We start from the raw sequence: 17,951 nt of genomic DNA on the forward strand, positions 1-17,951 counted from the left end.
TAAGCCCATGACGTTGCGAATTTCCCACATAGATAAAAACCGTTCAGAATTGTCAATTACCCTTAAATGCGAAATTCAATTTAATCGCAATTCGGACGATTTATAAACAACGCTTCACTCCGAGGATTTTCATAAAATCCAACCACACTCCACCACATAGCGGACACACCAGAAGAAACATATGCGAGCGGCATCACCAGTTGTGCCAATCGACAATTCCGGTCAATCGCAATTCTCACGAAGATCACCGATCCACTTTGATGCCTGGATTAGATATCAATCTAATTTAGTTAATTTTAATTTCAATAGCCACAACGGATACTAAAACTCCCTGTCAACCCAAATCACCGTTATCCCTAATTCAATAATAGATAGGCCTCCAGTTCGGCGGCCTGCCCCTCTCCAGATTGTCCGTCAAAAGTTGCATTTGGCGTCAGAGACCATGGCAATACAACGCCATTAGTATCCGCCGCCAACGTCGCGTCTCTCAAACTGCCCATGTTGCCCGTCACCGTTGGATCGATGACGCTGTCAAACTGCAACGCAAGGTCCGGCGTGAGACCGCGTATATCGAGCACATTTTTTTGCACTATCACATACGTGCCCACCGATGCACCCGGTACAGACCAATTCACCGTGGCAAAACACACCTGCATCTCGTGAGGGAAGCCGTTTCGATCTTCATATACATATTTAGTCGCATTGCCCGGACCACGACCTTGAGGGAGAGACACACCTTTCGACAACATACTATTACTCAGAAATGCGCCAGCCTGGCTGTCACACAGTACCGGCCCGCCATCAGGGCCCACAACCCGACCGATGGGATTCCCCGGATCGTCGCCTGGTTGAGCCTTGACCGCTGTCACATAACTTGTATAACTTGATACCCATGGTTGAATAAAGTCGGTGTAGGCTTTAATGCCTTTCGCACTTCGGTACAAATTAACTCCGACGGTCGAGATCGATACGATTACTGCGATAACCACCAGCACTACACTCAGTTCAAGCAACGAGAATCCACGCTGCCGACAAGGATTTTCGGAATAATGGTGCGAAACGCTATCATCCATCACAACCTCGAATTACGGTTATATTTCTTCAGAGCCAAATTATTTTTACTCGTCACATCTATGTTCATGTAGCCACTAGGGGGTATACACACCGCCAGCCGCACTTTCCATTGCTCGATTCTGGACAGCATCGAGCTGCGCAGCCACCTGAGCTGTCAAAGCTGTCATGGCAGACATGTTTGCCGAAGCGTTGCCTTGATTGATTACATAACGCGCCAGCCTTAGCGCGTTTAGCGTTTCATAGGCTGACTCTGTAGCCAAATCAGTTGCCGCAAACCCAACCGCACCGCATTTCGATGAGTCGACCAAACAGACACCGGTCGCCGCCTGAACTTGGGCCTTTTTGACATCGACCTTCATCGGTCCACTGGTTGAAACGATAAAAATTCCATATGCCAAATCTGTATTTGCAACCTGTAGTCCAATATTTTCAAAGTTCAAATAATCTTCGAAATTTCGCAATGTTGCTGCGAATGCAGCGACAGTATTGAAGTAGCCACGTGCTGCGCTGGATACCAATGCACCGCACGCCATTCGTGCCGCAAGGTCGTCCACCGACACCGAATATCCCGGAACAATACCGAATCCACTAGAAACTGAGACGCGAGATAGGCTATATGCTAAAGCGCCGCCGGAGCCGGACGCACGCGGCCGAGTCAATGCTTCGCAAAGTCCGAGCAAATTGAAACTTCCGCCGTTCGGTCCGCTTCCCTTCAGTGGAACAACAGATGCAGTTGGCTGATCGGACATCCGGAACTGCAAAACCCCAGGTACCGCGGTTTTACTCAGGTCAACGCTTGATCCATCACTGGCTGTGTATGCCTTGAGTGAATATGTAATACTTGCAGCCTCATAGTTTGGCAATCCAATCGTCAAGTACGGGACCTGCCCGGTCGTTGCCCCCGAGCAGTTCTCTACGCCACCGTCATCGGTGGCGGGGCAAGGCAAGCGATCATTCAATTGCGCAAACGCGACAATAGCCTCGTCAATCCTAGTGTAAAGGTCAGTTACATTCGATACCGCGTTGCGTTGACTAGTCGCCTGCTGAATCGTGGCGAATATCGCCGTCAGTAGACCGGCCACCATGACAGCTACGGCCATATCGATTAAGCCAAAACCTCTTTGATGAATTTTATTCATACCCCATCCTCAAAGACCGAGTAACGACCAAGAGTACGATAATTGCGCGTTTCTCAACGCAAACGCAGCATTATCTTGTACAACACTGGCGGCATTGACCGCCAGTTGGTCGCTCGCGACCCCGGACGGCAAGGCCGAAAGCTGTGCCTCAATCGTTACGATCTGGTCAGAGACCGTGGCGATATTTGCAGCCAGAACGCCAATCCCGACTATGGCGTTAGCCGCCTCGGCGGCACTCACTAGGGACCGCGCATCAGGCAAACTCATCGCTATCTGGACGGTCGTACTTATCATGTCTGCTCCAAGTACGGACAGCGTCGCTATTGCCAAGCCGAGTCGTAAGTTAGTACTGAAATCGCTTTGCTGATCCGATGCAAGTTGCACGGTCCGGTAATTCATAAGATCCGCTGCCCATGCCTGCAAGTCCGTCGCGATTGCGATTGATCTCATATTGGCGCTAACTGCGCTGAGTATCCGCGGGCAGTGCAGTTTTTCAAGTAACTCCCCTGGCCCCTGAGCGGAAACAGAAAAGCCTTGTGCGGCTAACTGCAATGCAGCAGAACTCCCCGGCAACGGTAACGTGGCCGGAACTGTCGCCCCACCTCCCGGGCTCAACGTTGCTAACACCATCGCAACGGGCACGCCCTGGATAGATCCGTTCGGGGATTGCTGAACAGTCTTGAGGGCGCCGCACAAATCAACCAAACTGAAAATTTGCCGTGATGGCAGATTGCCTTGTGTGAGATTGTCCGGGTCGGGTGTGTATGGGCTTGGATCAAGCAACCTCGAATCGATCCAATACCACGCTTTCGGGCTCGTCGCCATGCCAACGTCATTGGCCGGAAGTTGCCCAGGGATGAGCCCATTGATATCGATAGGCGCCGCCCCCACCGGAGAAGGAAAGACAAAATTGGCCAACGCAAATCCGACCACGGAGCGATCGGCCTCAGTTAGAGTCGCTTCCGCCGCAGTTTGACCAGTGGTCGACACCGGATTTGTCGACGCGTTCAACAACGTCACGATGACGCTAATGAGCGTACCGAACGTGATCAGAGCAAGCGTCAGCTCGAGGATAGTAAATCCACGTTGCCTCATTTCGACGTCCCTCAAGCAAATAAAAATTAAAGATGACCGTTTATCGATGCACCGGGTTAACATGGATATGAACCTGAAACCGATGGCAATCGAAAATCAGGGTGCGATAATTTGAAAGGTGGTTCCCAAAGTGTCAGCCTGTTCGAGAATATTAAGTCCGCCGTGCCAAACATTAGCCTGGCTAGCCTGACCAACGTAACTGGCGTAATCATTTTGGTACCACGCATCCGCAATCACCACCAGAGTTTGTGCCGCCGCATTCATCGTTGCTTGAATTACGCCATTCAAAATACCAAGACCCGCAAGGTCCAGCCCCATTTGCACGAAATTTAACGCCAAGCCATCTGCAGTTGCATCCGCGCCTGCATCTGCCGCTTTATAGGCTGCAATTGCCATTTGATTAATTCTGAATTGCGCGAAAATTGTGTCTTCGGCAACAATCTGAGCTACGAGATTATTTGCGATTTGAAGCAAGCTGACTAATCCCGATTTGGTATTTGCGTTATCATCCTCAAACGATAAAGCAGTTGCCAATACATCCATTGACTCGAGCGTCTGTGAGCACTGCATGCGCCGTGCCGCCGTCGGGATACTTACAGCCCAAACCTGGTCGCCATAAGCAGCACCAATGGGAGCCAGTGGAGATTCTGCGCCGACACCCGCATCGCCATTCAGACCGGCGAATGTCCCTGATCCGAAGCCGTTGGTACTTCCGGACGCTACGATCGCATACGCGACCTGTCGCGGTACGGCCGCTGAGTTCGATTGCGCGTAAGCCGAATCGGCTTGCACGAAGGCGCGCGAGGACGTTGATGGTGATGAAGCCGTGCCCAACGCCGTCCAAGGATCGTCCGATTGACGCAACGCGGCCAATTTTCCACAAAAGTCGAGATTACTGAGCGTCACCGGATAGCTGGCTGCACTGTCCCCCGGTAACATTGCGCTACTTGGGTTACCACTAATGTAATCAGCGATCGTAGTTCCGTTCGGCAACCGAGGGATATAAGCGTCCGTCGTGGTCGCCAAATCAGGATCGTTGTGCGTTCCAACGCCGCGATAAACAACATACTTAAGCGGCAACCAAGAAGAAAACGAGGCGGTACCGGGTAACAGCGTCGACGTCGGAAACCACCCTTTGGTTTTGATCCCGCAATCTTCAACGCCATTGACCGTCGCCGATGGGCACGGGTATCGCCCATTCGCCTGAGCAAATTGCCCGAGGAGACGATCAGCATTAGCCAACGCATCATGTTGATCCGTTGCGATTTGCAACCGACCACTCGATGATGTCGCCACGTAGACGACCCCGGCCAGCGCCATCACGGCGAGGATTCCAGCCGCAAAGCCCATCATCCCGAACCCACGTTGCCGTCTAACGCCCACCATTTCGCTAGTTTGATACACGAATTTTCTCCAGAAAGTGCAACCGATTTTACGCTCGCGACTCTCAGTAACGATTTATCATCGCTTGTTTCACAAGATCATATATTGGAAGCAACAGCGCGATAATGATCACAACAAAAAATGCGCCCGCCACAACGATAATCAACGGCTTCATTAACTCTGACAATGAACCGATTATTCTATCCAGACGTGATCTGTATTCTCTTGCCAAGTGTTGTAGTTGACGGTCAAGTGACCCAGAATTTTCGCCTACCGCAATCATTCGCACGATCATGCTCGGGAATCCACCTACACGCCGCATGGCTGCCGATATCCGCTCACCTCGCTCAACCAGATAACGGATCTCAATAATACGAGCCTTGTAATATTCATCCGTTATAGTTCTTTGCAAGATACTAAAGCTTCGCACAATATCGAGACCGGCACCGATCAGGATGGACAGATATTCAGCAAAAAATGCCAACCCGGAGCTTCGCAATATAGTCTTAGATATTGGCAATTTATGAAGCCCAACATAAACCAACCGCCTGAATCGGATACTGAACTTCCACGCCGAGACCAATAACAGCAATCCCGCCGCTACGATCCCAAGAATTAATGCTCCATTTTTTACGCACCAATCGGCGAACCCGAGCACTGCAATCGTCAACTTGGGCAACTTCACATTCATCTGCTTGAACAACCCAGACAAGTTCGGAATTACGTAGTAAATCCAGAATGCGGCCGCACCAATAATTGCAGAAAATACAAACGCCGGATATATAAGTGCCTGTTTTGCGCTCGAGCGCATGCCGATAATCCGCTCCAAGTGATCCGCCGCCTCGAGCAGACGTTTATCCATGGAGCCTGTCTCATCCCCAATAGCAATCAAACTCCGAACCGTATCCGAAAAAATCGCCGCTTGTCGATTGAACGCTTCTGTGACAGATACACCCGCTTCGAGGTCGTGCCGAATTTCTTGAATACGCGCATACATCGATCTGTTTCGGCTCATTTCCGTGTCGTCGAGGCATGCCGCGATTGACTCGAGAATTGGAATGCCGGCAGATGCCATCAACGCCAAATCTCTCAAAAAACCAGCTACGTCATTTCTCTTGATTCCAGGGAGAAAAATATCTCCTACGAACCGATAGATCGAAGCAACCCAAAGCGGGATCTGCCTCAATTTCACAACGATTCCCTTGTAACGCGCCTCCAGCCAGGTTCGCGCTTCGAAGTCGTCGCTCACGGGAATATCCGCCATCGCTGCCACGGTCACACCGTCATCGAAGAGAATGCGATAGTAAAAGTAGGTCAATGGAACACCCCTTCGCCCAGCACACGGACAGTCTCTTCAAAGGTAGTCTGGCCCAACAACACGCGTCGACGTGCAACTTCTGAAATACCGAGAAACCCCCTATTTATCGCAACGTTTCGAAGCTTCTCGCGTGGCACATTTTCGGCAATCGCATTCGCGAGCTCATCACCGACCGATAGAATTTCGTAGACCGGCAAACGACCGAGATAACCGGTTTGACGGCAGTTCGAGCACCCGTATGAGCGAGCCGACAAACTGTCGGCGTCGGGGTTAAGCAGACGAGCTTCCTGTTCCGACCAGGGCACCCGCACGACACAATGAGGGCAGTTTCGTCGAACCAAGCGCTGATTAATCACGATCACGAGATTCTCGGCGATAATCTGCGGACTAATTCCGAAAGGCAGCAGGCGCGGGAGCACGCCAAACACGGATGTCACATGCAAGGTCGACAAAACCAAGTGCCCGGTAGTCGCTGCTTCGAACGCAGCTTGTGCGGTTTCGGCATCTCGCATCTCGCCGACCAGAATCACATCCGGGTCATGACGCAAAAAATGTCGCAGTGCGGAGCTGAAGTCGTATCCCGCCCGTCGGTTGACCTCTGTCTGAGCTGCACCTGGGACACGATACTCAAGTGGATCCTCGACAGTAAGTACATTGCGTTCGATCAGGCGTTGCATTCGTAATCCCGCGTGCAAGGTACTGCTTTTCCCGGAGCCCGTGGGGCCCGTGATCAGGACCAATCCTGACGGATTGGCCATGCACGCATTAATTTGTGCAACATCGTCGGCAAAAAAACCAAGCTCTGCTAGGCCCTTGAGATCGTGTGCTTCTGGGAGCAGTCGCATTACCACGCGTTCGCCATGTTCGGTAACGATCGTGGATACGCGAACAGTAAAGTTGTCGTCGAGAATAACGGTGCGAAAGCTACCATCCTGCGGTCTGCGTTGCTCCGCAATATCCATCTCGGCCACCAGCTTGATATAGCTGATCAGTCGATCATATGATATTGGCAGTGCCTTGACTGGACAAAGTACACCGTCGATACGAAAAAGCACGTGGTAAACCACGCCACTCGGCGATACGTGAATATCGGTCGAGCGTTCACGAACCGCAAAGTGCAACAGGTGATTAAGCAAATTTTCAGGGCTAAGTGACCGACTGCTATCCGTCGACAAAAGCTTTATTTCGGCGTCTAGAAGTTTTTCCGGCGGATGCTGCTCGAAATAGAATCGATGCAGAATATGCCGTCTGACCGCGGAAAACTCCGAAACCAGTAGGCGACACCGACACGAGCAGCGTTGCATAATAGCTTCAGCGATGCGAACCGGATCTCCGTCGCCGATCACTGCAACAAGGGTTTGTTCTTCTCGATACAAGGGCAGGAAATTCAAGCTTAGACACTGCTCCTTTCGAAACAGTTTTAATACGTTTGAATCGCTCGGCGGCATCAAATCGATGTCGACAAACTCGAATCCAAATACGTCAGCAAGGACTTGTGCGACACGAGTCTCACTGGCCAGTCCTGTCTCGACAACTGTTCTCCACAGTGCTTCATCGACGACCGCGTTACGCTGTCGCGCGTATTCGAGCTGCGTCGAATCGAGCAGCCGCTGCTCCAACAGCGCATCACTGAATGCGTCCGATTTATTCATGACTCTCTATGACCACCCAAGAAGAAGAGTGCTGTCGCGTTGACCTGCACAACCTCTAATAACTCTTTATTGATTTATAATCGCAAGAAGCTATATTTCTAAAAGCCGATATGATCGCTATTGGATTCAGACGAGCGACGCATGACTGCCTCTACACGTTCAAGGTTGCGACGTGCATTTTCGTCGTCGGGCGCTACCTCCAGGACGCGGCGCAGCTTGGCCTGTGCCGCACGAATATCGCCCTTCTCTGCGGCATACATTGCTTGCAACTTCATGTAATCGAGATTCTCGACCGATTCGAGCGGCTTCATGGCATTAATCAGGCGTGCCGCTTCGTCGACGTCATGCCGTTCAAGGGAGACGAGAAGTGTTGCAAGAGACTGTGCCGAAATACTCTCGTTTGCCCGTGCGTTGCGTACTTTGACCGAAAAATCCTTCTCGGATCCACTCCTCACATTACCGCTACCTCCTTGGTCGGCGACGGCACTTGTTAGCGGCAGTGAGCCATCTCTCATTTCGGGCGGCAACGGTGGCAGCGGGGGAACACTCGCTGCCGCGCCAACTGGCGTAATGGAATCGTTCGCTGCCCACGCGTTAGGTGCGACGTACATCAGTACGAAAATGGCCCCATAAATAACTATTGTCGCGTTTCGGATTTTGATCATGAAGTCCTCCGACACGAAACCAAAAGACAAAATCGGTTGCTCTTATCGAGGTCTAATTGAGAGATGGTCATACCGAACGTGCTCGAATTACCAATATCAATTCGCGATTGGCCCGGCTCGATGAAGCATTGTCGAACATGTGACCAACAATCGGTATATCAGCAAGCCCCGGCAGCCCGTTGTTGGACGTCGTGGAATTCTCGTCGATCAGCCCTCCAATAACGATTGTGTCGCCATTGTTGAGCGCCAGGTTGGTCGTCATACCCTTCATATCCACGATAGGAAGCGTCACCTTATTTCCGCTCCCAACATCTTGCAACGCCAGGGTCGAGGCTTGAACTTGCGTCTGAATCGGTCGGACGAACAGCTCGATTTTTCCATCGTCGTTGATTGCGGCGGATACCCCAATCACGATTCCCGAAAACAACGAATCCGTGTCGACATTCAGCGATGTGACCGATGATGACCCACCGAGGTTATTGACTGAGCTATCGATACGCGATACGTACCGAATGTTCTGCCCAACACTTAGATACGCTGGCACGCCATTTCGTACTCGAATCACTGGATTGGAAAGCATTCTGACGGTACCAAACGTTCGCAGCGCATCAATCGTGGCCGAGAAATTCCCTTGCCTGAATGAGAGCCCACCGCTACTCCCATTGATGACTGCGCCAATATTTTCCTGAGGGAGCGTAATGCTTCGCCCTGCTAGTCCAGCTGCATCTGTCACCGAGGCCGCCGTTGCCACCCCTGAGCCAAGGTGACCGGCAAGGTTTTTAGTCAGGACATTCCAATCCACACCTAGCTGATACTGGTCATTTAATTGCACATCAATGATCTGGGCTTCGATCTGGACTTGTCGTCGGCGCGCTGCTTTACTGGAGGCGACAAACTCCTCGACCGCCCGCATTCTCGACGGCCTCGCCGTCACAAAAAGGGCACCAGTCAGATGATCGAGCGTAAAAAATCCCCCACTATCGACGCCGTCCTTGCCTGAAGCCTTCGCGTCGGACAGCAAACTCTGCAGGACCCGCGACAACTCCTCATAACCTTCGTCTTTTGACCCCACCTCCTCCTTAAACGTCGTCTGACCTTTGAGCTGAGCGCTATTCTGAGTTTGCTTTCCAAATCCACCGAATACGTCGCCGCCTTCATCCACATTAAGCGACGCTCTCGCTCCGAGCGAGCCAACGTTGAATGATTTTTTTTGCATCAGCGACACATAGACCTTCTTACCCAGCACCGATCCAGTGATATCGAAGGTATGAAACACATCTTCAAGCACTGTCTTTGCCGACGTTCGGTGCATCACAAACGTCGCTCGATCGCTCAATTTAGCGACCGCTGGATCCAGGACCAAATTGAGATGCAATTGATCGGCCAGCGCGCGCAGAACATCCGACACAGCAGCGTCTGCAACGCTGATATCGACGATCTTGTCGGATAAAGTATCGAGCGTCGGAGGATCGAGTTGCAATACAGGTTCAAGCCGTGGCGCCAGTTTGGTCACGCGTTCGTCCAACGTATCGCGCTCAGCCAGCATGTCTGCACTAGCCTTGCTTGCCACTTCAACTTCCTTGGAGCGAAGTCGCGCCTCCTGTGCATCGCTAGGCAGCTTTGAAGCGCTATTCGGAAAGTGCGAGCAACCAGCAAGCACGCAGGCCATCATGCAGATACTGAGCGTTTTCATTCAAAATCTCTCTTTTACTGAGCAATGCGATTCACAAAATCCAGTAGCTCTGGCACGCCCACCCAAACGTCTTGCTGAGTAAAGCACAATGGCCCTTTCGCACCCTTGGCGAGCGAGGAAAGCGACAACGCGAACGCGGGATTGAAGGCGGGTTGGCGGCATCCTGCGTTGGCGTCGCCGATAAACGGTAGGCTTGATGTGGCGGTTTGCGACACCCATCCGCGTATGACGGCCATCAACTCTAGCGTCCCGTCCGAGACAGTTCCCGATTGACTGATTGCGTCAGACAGTGGGCCTGTAAGACTTGTCGGCCGCACAAGATCCGCGTTCACTCCACGCAACACCGCATAGCGAATGGCCGGCGACGCCGTAGTAATGGTCGGCATCGTCAAGCCTAAGCTCACATATGGCAACGTTCCGGATAACTCACCATTTTGACAACTTCCCTCTCGACCCGATCCATTGGTGTCTGGACAAGGCAAACGCCGCTGCAGCCTCACGAACTCCAACAACGCGGCGCGTGCTTGCTGCAAACTGGCCTGTCCTGTCGTTTGCTGGACAGCAACCTGGGTCCCGCTGAGCAACTGCGCCCCCCCCAACCATCACTAAAGCTATGACCACCAGCACCACCGCAACCTCCAATAACGTGAAGCCCGCTGCACGTTTTTGATGCTGTGTGAGGTCGAACTTGATCTGTGAACTATCGCAGTACACGGTGACACACTCCACGCTTAAAGATGACCTTAACTCACCTCGAATCATTCCGACTTACTTTCTCCGATCGGCTTTTTCTGCACCACCGCATCGGGTCGCAACTCACTCGAAAGGTTCATCAGCTCGGCTCTCTTCTTCGCCAGACTCGCCTCCACCTCGGACGATGGCACACTGGCCGTTGCACTTTGCATTCCCTGCAGTTGCGAAGAAAGCTCCTGGATTTTGCTCACCACGATGAGGTTATGCTTGAGCACCTCGAGATCAGTACTGCCGAGAATGGTTGATCCGTTGGCGACCTCGAGTTTCTCCACGGCTTTGGCCACCGCGACTGGGTCACGCCGCTGCGCTTCGGTCATCCCTTCGAACTGGCTTATCGCGTCGTTCATCGCGCGACTCCTGCGTTCCGTTGGCGTGAGCTCGCGTTTCGGCGAAGACGCGGCACGCGCGGCCGAAGCAGCCGCCAGTGCATCACTTGCACGAAATGATGGCAAAGGCGCTACTACGTTCACGTTGAGGCCGCCTGAACTCGAGCTGTCGCTGGACGAATCGGGAGGCGAAGCAACATGAGGCGCTGTCTCAGACCTCGGAGCCGGCAGTTCGCCGACGTGTCGAGCGGTATGCCGCTGCCAGTAAATCGTGCCGCCGGCCGTCATCGCCGTTACTGCCAATATGAACACCACTGCCTTGCTATCCATCGCCTCACCTCTCCTTAACTTGCTGCTCAGGGAACAGCCGAGTTTCTGCTGCATCGCGTATGATCGACTTGACTATGGTCCCGCTGCGATCAACCGTCACCTGGCGAGGTTCAATGCGGGCGATCACGCTATTTGCGTCCAAATGGTCGCCTTGATGAACCAGTTTTCCATTGACGATCGCCGAAGCATGGCCCGGCGCCCATACGATTGCACTCACGGTTAGATCGGTCGGCTCTGTTTTTGGCAGTGGATCACTCTGAACGAGCGGCGGTTCGGGTACTGCAACGGCGCCTTCTGGTGTATTAGCGAGAATCGTTTCCACTTCGGTCAATTTGTGCTGAAGCACACTTGGATTCAATTCGTCAGGTGGACGCAAGCTTGGTATAGCCGCAGCCGAGCCTGAGTGCATCGGGACCGGGAACAACCCTGGGGCCATGATCATCAGTAGCACGCAAGATGCACAAACCGTCCATAGGAAAATCGGCGCGTACCTAGACTCGATCCATTGCCTCATGGCTGTTCCTCGCGGGTCGAAACCGGCACTTGTAACGCGTAAGTGAACATACGCGCTGCCTGGCCGGAACTACCCGGCGACGGCGGTGGCGCTTCGGACGATACGTCGTAACCTCCGGCGCGAAGAGCATTCACGAATTTTGCAAGACTGTCTGTTTCACTTACGCCCGCTCCCGACCCAAGCAACCCATCCACGGCGATACGTCTCACATCTGCCCCTTTTGACTGGTGTCGCTTCCCGGATTGGAGCGTATAGACTCGCACGACACGGATTCCACTTTCCGCTGCCGCGTGACTTACCACATTCATCACATGATTTAAATCTATGTCGTGAATTACGGAATATTGCGTATCAATCAACTTCGCCCATTCTTGGAAACCCACCGGAAATTTCGCTTTTGGCTCCAATTGGTGACGTTCGTGGTCCATTCGGACTACCGAATCCGCCATCCGCGCTACGTCAGCGTGGATTCCGTACGCTTGAAGGTATAATGTCAGTGCATAGACGAATCCAACGATGGCCATCGGCATCATGAAATACACGCACTCCCGAAGATAAGCTCCGGCCAGCCAAAGCACGCGGTCCTTCAGCGAAGACAGTGATCGAAAAAATAAGCTTCGCTTCACCCAGTTGGGCAATACCGAAATCCAATGCCCGTCCTTGAAATTGGTGATGAAGATTTTTCCGACATTTCCGGTCACGGTCAGTTGATCGAACAGCTTTTCAGCGACGGCAACCTCGTTCTCATAGCGCCAGTGCTCCGGACGTCTTGCAAGCATCGGGGCCCACTGAATTTTGAGTTCGGCAGTAGCCGTGAGCGCATCGCGCTCAGTTATTGATGCACGAACACGTTCGACCAATGCCATGCAGGCTGCCTCAAGATCTTCCTGCGTGTCACTGAATGCTACGGTCGACGCATAAATTACTTGACCGGATAATTTCGCCAAGAATAATAAATTATTTCCTATTTGACTTACCACGCCCTCCGATTCCTTAACTCGCTGCCAAAGGAACGACATTGCGTCTACAACCAAAATACTGCCTTTCTGATTTCGAACCCAAACTGAAATATGACTTAAGTCACTGCGTGGAATAGCAGAATAAAACACCCGATACCCAGACCCAAGTTTCGTGACCTGATGCAAGATGACATGAACAGGGCCATCCACGTCGCCCGCAAGCGACAACTTGCGCTCAATGATGGCGCTTGCGTGCGATCGGGCTCCACTCAGGTCCATCGAACCAGATATCGTACCGTCGAAATGAACAAGGACCACATCCGCTAACGCCGATTTCAGTGGGCCGTTGAGTTGTTTAAGCCCGGTTGTTTCAATTTCGAACCAGTCGGAGCTCGTCTTGAATCGAAAATGGCTCATTTCTCGCCCGCCGTACGGAAATACATCAGCGCGTTTAAACTCACCACAACGTCCTTGTCACTTGGCCGCGGTGTACCGAACAAACCCGCATCCGTATCGCGGGTTGCAATGTCGAATTCGCTCGCGCCGAACAATCGGTCCTTAGAGCGAACCGACTCGGAAAGGATCTCATTCAAGGAACTGCGCGTCATGATTGTCTGAGTCATTGCCAAGCGCCGAAAACTCCACGCACCCACCGTCAGAGAGTTGGCCTCTGCATCGTTCATGAGTGTCCGAGCCTTTTGGGCACGTACGACCTGCAATCGCGCGTGTGCGAGTTGACGCTCTGCCTCCTTCACCCTGGCCGTCTCTCGACCGAGAGAGTCGTAGGCATGCTGAACACCAGCACTGGCCCAGACCACCGTGCCAGCAGCAGCAGCAAGGGCAATCGATATCCCGAGCGCCAATGCAACCAGACGCCGCTCATCGCATCTGCCAATAAAATCCAGCTTCTGCAGCACCGATATAGAGCCATTCCCGGTATTTTTCCGTAGACGGAAGGTTGGCATTTTCATCGTGACCGCTGCTTACTGGATCATTTTGTAGTTGGCCACGAAGGTCAAGACTTGGGCTTCGCGTGTTCCCGCGGTGACCGTCGTCCCGTTAGCAACTTGTTGCCCATACGCTTGGGTATTGTTGCCTGTCCAATCGAGGGCTTCGCTATCTCCCGCGCCCGATGTCACACCCTCTTGACGGAAGCTACCGTTGCTTGAGCCGCCATTTCCGTTGATGGCCGATGCAAGCGAGCGTGCCAAATCAGCTTCCAGCCCGGTAACGACCATGACGTTCCCCGAACCAGACCGAGTGAGAGGCGCATTCCATTGGAAGCACACTTGAAGTTCTTGCGGGTTGCCGTTGGTGTCGGTGTATACATATCGGTCTTCTAGGCCTTGCTCACGCCCAGCAGGCAATTCAATACCGGCCTCCAACACCAAATCCCGCAAATCATAGCCGGCGGCTGTTTCCATTGGCCGCGCCATGCCGGGCCCCGAATTCTGATGGCAGATTGCGTTCGGTGGCGTTACTCCGGTCATGTTGCCGCCCGACAGTTGATTGCCATTGCCGGCAAAGTGGGCACCGTTTACCATCAACCGCGGAGCCTGCATATCGTCCCCGATCGGAACGCCCGTGCGTTGAAGATAGGCGTCGTAGACTTCGGCCCATTGATTAATGAAAGTTTGACGAATCTTGACGTATTGCGCATTGCGCTGCACGTCGCGCCCCACCATTACGGCTCCAAGAATCAGGCCAATAATGACCAATACAATCGCCATTTCGACGAGCGTAAAGCCACCCTGCTTCGCAAGGCGTTGACCTTGCCGCTTACTTGTGCTCATTTAACACCCTTAATTTATAAGTAGATAGTTAATGCGATGCAAAAAAAGATTAATTCACCTCGCGATCACCGCTTATATCCGCGCTTACCCACTGCCTCAATCACGCCCTTCTCCATCCGATCTTCCATGCACTGCTCCATCGTCAACATTCCGTGCTCTGCGCCCGTCTGAATAGCGGAGTATAGTTGTGCAGTCTTTCCCTCTCGGATCAAGTTACGCACCGCCGGCACGCTCACCATCACTTCCCAAATGGCCGTCCGTCCACCGCCACGCTTCTTCACTAATGTCTGACACACCACGCCTGCGAGGCACTCAGCCAACATTGCTCGCACTACCAATTTTTCCTCTGCAGGAAACACATCGACGAGCCGGTCAATCGTGTGTGCCGCCGAATTGGTGTGCAGTGTTGCGAGCACGAGGTGTCCCGTCTCGGCCGCAGTTATAGCCAAGCGAATGGTTTCCAGATCCCGCAGCTCCCCCACCAGAATGCAGTCTGGATCTTCTCGAAGGGCCGAACGCAGTGCGCCTGCAAAACTCTCGGAATGAAGGCCAACCTCTCGCTGATGCACGATCGACCGATGATTGGCATGAACCACCTCGATCGGATCCTCAATAGTGAGAATGTGAAGTGCATGGGCCTTATTGAGGTAATCCACAATCGCGGCCAGCGTCGTCGACTTGCCTGATCCCGTTTCCCCTGTCACCAGAACCAACCCCTTGGTTCGATTCGCCAGCGTTTCAATGACCGCAGGACACCCGATCCGCTCAAGTGACTGAATTTCAGGGGGAATCAACCGGAACGCTGCAGCCGGCCCGCGCAGTTGCTGAAATACGTTCACCCGGCATCGCGTTCCTCGATCTATTTCTATCGAAAAATCAAAATCGAGCGATGCCTTGTATCTGTCGAGCTTCCGAGCGTCGACGAGCTCGTCCAACATCGTCTGAACGTCTGCTTCTGACAACGATTCTCCAGTATCGAAGACGATATCACCGTCAATCCGGAAAGCAGGCGCAGCACCAGCCGACACGTGCAAATCAGAAGCCTTACGCTCGATCGCCCGATTGAGCCACGGGTAGATTTTCGTATCGGAAATTTTCACTACGCTCTTTCCCAAGCAAAAACTTTGCATAAGTTATTTTAATTATTCGCACATTAATCCAAATGCAAAAAAGTGCAAATTAATTAATATAAATCGCAATACTTTTGTGACTTAAATTCAAACGCAATAAATAAAAATGAGCTTATAATGCCAAGACAAATCTCATTGGTCATTCCATAAGACCACGCACCCACCAAGCTCTAGCTATTTCGTTCCGCCATTGCATTAACTCTCATTCTACATGAATGAGGCTATCCGTGGATATACCAATCAAGAGTGATCCAAGGCTCACTTTTAGACGTTATTTTAAATAAATCGATAAATTGACTGCAGAAATTAATTTATAGATTTATTGATTTGTTGAATTTTGACATTTGGATGCAGATTCACTTGCAAGCCCTGTCGTGCTGCTCATAATCATCATCCTGAGACCCCATCCCAGGAACTCAGCGTCAGGGAGAACAGGGAGAGTGCGGTTCCTGGATCAAGCTTGATGGACCGCTGCCGTCGGGCCCAACACGTTTCATAAGATGGCCTTTTTTGGTGGAAAAACTGCGCTGTAGCTACAAAGGATGGCGACATAGATGCGCGCGACGCCATGCTCTGGGCGGTCGAGAACCTTTTCCAAGGTGCGTTGCGAACGGACGACGAAATCGACTGGCTGAGAGAAAATGGTTATCACCACATTGCTGAACAGAGACTCAGCCTCTCGAGAGACGTCGGCCTGAATTACGTCTCGACACCGTCAAACGTCCGCGGAGCAACGGCACAGTCGAGACCTTCGCCAATATGGCGAAGCGTGATTGCGCGCCGCGGATGCGCCAAGTGAGACATCCGAATGGCTGCGCAACATCCGCCCATTGTGCTCCGCTACTGCAAGCAGTCGCGGCGACGCCGCGGCTTGAAGTGCTGTTCGCCGCCCGTGTTGTCCCAGTAAGCCAATTCTCCAATTTTGCGTGAGCTCGCGTCGGGTCATCTCATGGCAGGTCCATTGGGCGTGTTCTTGGAACCGTTTCTTAGGGACAGTACCACCCAAGGCAGGCGCATGGATTTCAGAATTTTTTTGTTCGTGGCGCGATCTTGGGGATCGACATGGCGCACGTTGAAATGGAAGAATGCTCATTTCTATTATTAATAATACATAAATATTGTTTTTATAAATTGACCTTTTATTACATCCGATTCTATGCCTATTGCATACACGCACAATCGGTGTATATTGATCTTGTCATGCCACCTTGCGTGAACGACGGACGTGTATGTTGAGTTGTGCCTGGTTAGCGCTATCGGTGGACGTGTTCCGGTGGCTATTTCTCATATCCCGCGATGCTTTGGTGATAGATTGTGAAGTTTTTAATCTTTCGCTGAATTGAGATCGTGGGTTTCTTTTTTATCATCTAGCGATGCCGACTTATCAAGAACTGCGGGCTAAAATGGCCCTCCTTCAGGAACAAGTTGAGGCAGCTCGACTTGCTGAGCGAGGCAAAGTATTGACCCAAGTGCGTGAACTCGTGGAATCCTATGCGCTAACCGAGAGTGAGGTCTTTAGCCGGCGACGAATAACGGCTCCGACACGCAAAGTGCCTCCGAAGTATCGCAATCCAGAAACGGGGGAAACGTGGACAGGCCGTGGGCGCGCGCCGGTATGGATTGATAACACCGACCGAGATCGGTTTTTGATTCAAACGGAGGCGCCTAAAACGTAAAAATTGCGAAGGTTTCGGCACGGCGCCTGATTCTATGTGTCCAAGGCACTTGGCCGGGATGCAGGCGCACCGGTGAGACTAGTCGCTAACCATGCAAGGCAACGTGTGACTTCCTGCTTGCCAAGGATTTTCGTGGATCTCACGCAAGTGTTGTCGAGATTGTACTGGCGACGCCTTTTGTATCAGCAAGACATGTGCTGCATGGAGCTACATACTCAGATTCTATTGGGATGCGAGACTAAGTCGTGGCGGAACCGCTGGCAACGGTTGTGCGCAAGAAGCGGCACCGAGCAACTCATAGGGTGTGCGTTATGCTGCTGCACATAGTGGAATCTTGACGGGCTCGACGGCACGGTACTTTTGCTGTTCGCCCGCCCCCCGTCGCCTGAAGAACTTCCAGTTTTCTACCGATCTGTACCTCGCCGAGAATTCCGGGCCTGATCCGACTCGC

Annotated in this window: 16 protein-coding genes; 1 reads left to right on the forward strand and 15 read right to left on the reverse strand. The window is 52.4% G+C overall.

The window, feature by feature from the left end; translation table 11 throughout:
• Window positions 1-356 precede the first annotated feature (356 nt).
• From HWX00_RS34940 to HWX00_RS35010, 15 genes are all read right to left on the reverse strand, one after another.
• Complete coding sequence (locus tag HWX00_RS34940) at window positions 357-1,073, reverse strand: prepilin-type N-terminal cleavage/methylation domain-containing protein (RefSeq protein WP_175028715.1); 717 nt, start codon at window positions 1,071-1,073, stop codon at window positions 357-359.
• 75 nt (window positions 1,074-1,148) lie between these two features.
• A complete protein-coding gene (locus HWX00_RS34945) occupies window positions 1,149-2,213 on the reverse strand; it encodes a hypothetical protein (protein ID WP_175028716.1) in 1,065 nt (354 codons plus the stop codon).
• 9 nt (window positions 2,214-2,222) lie between these two features.
• On the reverse strand, window positions 2,223-3,308 hold the full coding sequence (locus tag HWX00_RS34950) for a type II secretion system protein (RefSeq protein WP_175028717.1): 1,086 nt from the start codon (window positions 3,306-3,308) through the stop codon (window positions 2,223-2,225).
• Window positions 3,309-3,404: 96 nt separating this feature from the next.
• Window positions 3,405-4,712, reverse strand: coding sequence for a hypothetical protein (locus HWX00_RS34955; RefSeq protein ID WP_175028718.1), 1,308 nt, complete (start codon window positions 4,710-4,712; stop codon window positions 3,405-3,407).
• Between the two features lie 43 nt (window positions 4,713-4,755).
• Window positions 4,756-6,009 carry a type II secretion system F family protein gene (locus tag HWX00_RS34960; RefSeq protein WP_175028719.1) on the reverse strand — a complete coding sequence of 418 codons (1,254 nt, stop codon included), beginning with the start codon at window positions 6,007-6,009 and terminating at the stop codon, window positions 4,756-4,758.
• On the reverse strand, window positions 6,006-7,661 hold the full coding sequence (locus HWX00_RS34965; RefSeq protein WP_226194342.1) for a GspE/PulE family protein: 1,656 nt from the start codon (window positions 7,659-7,661) through the stop codon (window positions 6,006-6,008). Before HWX00_RS34965 ends, HWX00_RS34960 begins: the two co-directional genes overlap by 4 nt.
• Window positions 7,662-7,759: 98 nt before the next feature.
• On the reverse strand, window positions 7,760-8,326 hold the full coding sequence (locus tag HWX00_RS34970; protein WP_175028720.1) for a hypothetical protein: 567 nt from the start codon (window positions 8,324-8,326) through the stop codon (window positions 7,760-7,762).
• Window positions 8,327-8,393: 67 nt separating this feature from the next.
• The gene (gene mshL, locus HWX00_RS34975) at window positions 8,394-10,019 is read right to left on the reverse strand and encodes a pilus (MSHA type) biogenesis protein MshL (protein WP_175028721.1); all 1,626 of its coding nucleotides are present in this window, start codon (window positions 10,017-10,019) and stop codon (window positions 8,394-8,396) included.
• A 426-nt stretch (window positions 10,020-10,445) separates the two neighbouring features.
• A complete protein-coding gene (locus HWX00_RS37515) occupies window positions 10,446-10,781 on the reverse strand; it encodes a prepilin-type N-terminal cleavage/methylation domain-containing protein (protein WP_367651044.1) in 336 nt (111 codons plus the stop codon).
• Entirely contained in the window at window positions 10,778-11,428 is a 651-nt protein-coding gene (locus tag HWX00_RS34985) for a hypothetical protein (protein ID WP_175028723.1), read from the reverse strand. The genes HWX00_RS37515 and HWX00_RS34985 overlap by 4 nt, the downstream gene beginning before the upstream one ends.
• Before the next feature lie 4 nt (window positions 11,429-11,432).
• The gene (locus HWX00_RS34990; protein ID WP_175028724.1) at window positions 11,433-11,750 is read right to left on the reverse strand and encodes a hypothetical protein; all 318 of its coding nucleotides are present in this window, start codon (window positions 11,748-11,750) and stop codon (window positions 11,433-11,435) included.
• Between the two features lie 188 nt (window positions 11,751-11,938).
• Window positions 11,939-13,318 carry a hypothetical protein gene (locus HWX00_RS34995; RefSeq protein WP_175028725.1) on the reverse strand — a complete coding sequence of 460 codons (1,380 nt, stop codon included), beginning with the start codon at window positions 13,316-13,318 and terminating at the stop codon, window positions 11,939-11,941.
• On the reverse strand, window positions 13,315-13,872 hold the full coding sequence (locus tag HWX00_RS35000) for a hypothetical protein (protein ID WP_175028726.1): 558 nt from the start codon (window positions 13,870-13,872) through the stop codon (window positions 13,315-13,317). The genes HWX00_RS34995 and HWX00_RS35000 overlap by 4 nt, the downstream gene beginning before the upstream one ends.
• 12 nt (window positions 13,873-13,884) lie before the next feature.
• Window positions 13,885-14,694: a prepilin-type N-terminal cleavage/methylation domain-containing protein gene (locus HWX00_RS35005; RefSeq protein WP_175028727.1), complete on the reverse strand. Its 810-nt coding sequence runs from the start codon at window positions 14,692-14,694 to the stop codon at window positions 13,885-13,887.
• A 65-nt stretch (window positions 14,695-14,759) separates the two neighbouring features.
• The gene (locus HWX00_RS35010; protein WP_404823877.1) at window positions 14,760-15,788 is read right to left on the reverse strand and encodes a type IV pilus twitching motility protein PilT; all 1,029 of its coding nucleotides are present in this window, start codon (window positions 15,786-15,788) and stop codon (window positions 14,760-14,762) included.
• Between the two features lie 1,439 nt (window positions 15,789-17,227).
• On the opposite strand from HWX00_RS35010, the gene HWX00_RS35015 reads away from it, so the two are divergent.
• Window positions 17,228-17,500: an H-NS histone family protein gene (locus HWX00_RS35015; protein WP_404824026.1), complete on the forward strand. Its 273-nt coding sequence runs from the start codon at window positions 17,228-17,230 to the stop codon at window positions 17,498-17,500.
• Window positions 17,501-17,951 lie beyond the last annotated feature (451 nt).

This window comes from Burkholderia seminalis DSM 23518 (assembly GCF_902832885.1).
Taxonomy (GTDB): domain Bacteria; phylum Pseudomonadota; class Gammaproteobacteria; order Burkholderiales; family Burkholderiaceae; genus Burkholderia; species Burkholderia seminalis.

What these genes read in the sequence shown, in the direction of transcription:
- HWX00_RS34940 (WP_175028715.1), bottom strand. Translation starts at nt 1,073, where the DNA reads ATGGATGATAGCGTTTCGCACCATTATTCCGAAAATCCTTGTCGGCAG.
- HWX00_RS34945 (WP_175028716.1), bottom strand. Translation starts at nt 2,213, where the DNA reads ATGAATAAAATTCATCAAAGAGGTTTTGGCTTAATCGATATGGCCGTA.
- HWX00_RS34950 (WP_175028717.1), bottom strand. Translation starts at nt 3,308, where the DNA reads ATGAGGCAACGTGGATTTACTATCCTCGAGCTGACGCTTGCTCTGATC.
- HWX00_RS34965 (WP_226194342.1), bottom strand. Translation starts at nt 7,661, where the DNA reads ATGAATAAATCGGACGCATTCAGTGATGCGCTGTTGGAGCAGCGGCTG.
- HWX00_RS34970 (WP_175028720.1), bottom strand. Translation starts at nt 8,326, where the DNA reads ATGATCAAAATCCGAAACGCGACAATAGTTATTTATGGGGCCATTTTC.
- mshL (WP_175028721.1), bottom strand. Translation starts at nt 10,019, where the DNA reads ATGAAAACGCTCAGTATCTGCATGATGGCCTGCGTGCTTGCTGGTTGC.
- HWX00_RS37515 (WP_367651044.1), bottom strand. Translation starts at nt 10,781, where the DNA reads ATGATTCGAGGTGAGTTAAGGTCATCTTTAAGCGTGGAGTGTGTCACC.
- HWX00_RS34985 (WP_175028723.1), bottom strand. Translation starts at nt 11,428, where the DNA reads ATGGATAGCAAGGCAGTGGTGTTCATATTGGCAGTAACGGCGATGACG.
- HWX00_RS34995 (WP_175028725.1), bottom strand. Translation starts at nt 13,318, where the DNA reads ATGAGCCATTTTCGATTCAAGACGAGCTCCGACTGGTTCGAAATTGAA.
- HWX00_RS35000 (WP_175028726.1), bottom strand. Translation starts at nt 13,872, where the DNA reads ATGAAAATGCCAACCTTCCGTCTACGGAAAAATACCGGGAATGGCTCT.
- HWX00_RS35005 (WP_175028727.1), bottom strand. Translation starts at nt 14,694, where the DNA reads ATGAGCACAAGTAAGCGGCAAGGTCAACGCCTTGCGAAGCAGGGTGGC.
- HWX00_RS35015 (WP_404824026.1), top strand. Translation starts at nt 17,228, where the DNA reads ATGGCCCTCCTTCAGGAACAAGTTGAGGCAGCTCGACTTGCTGAGCGA.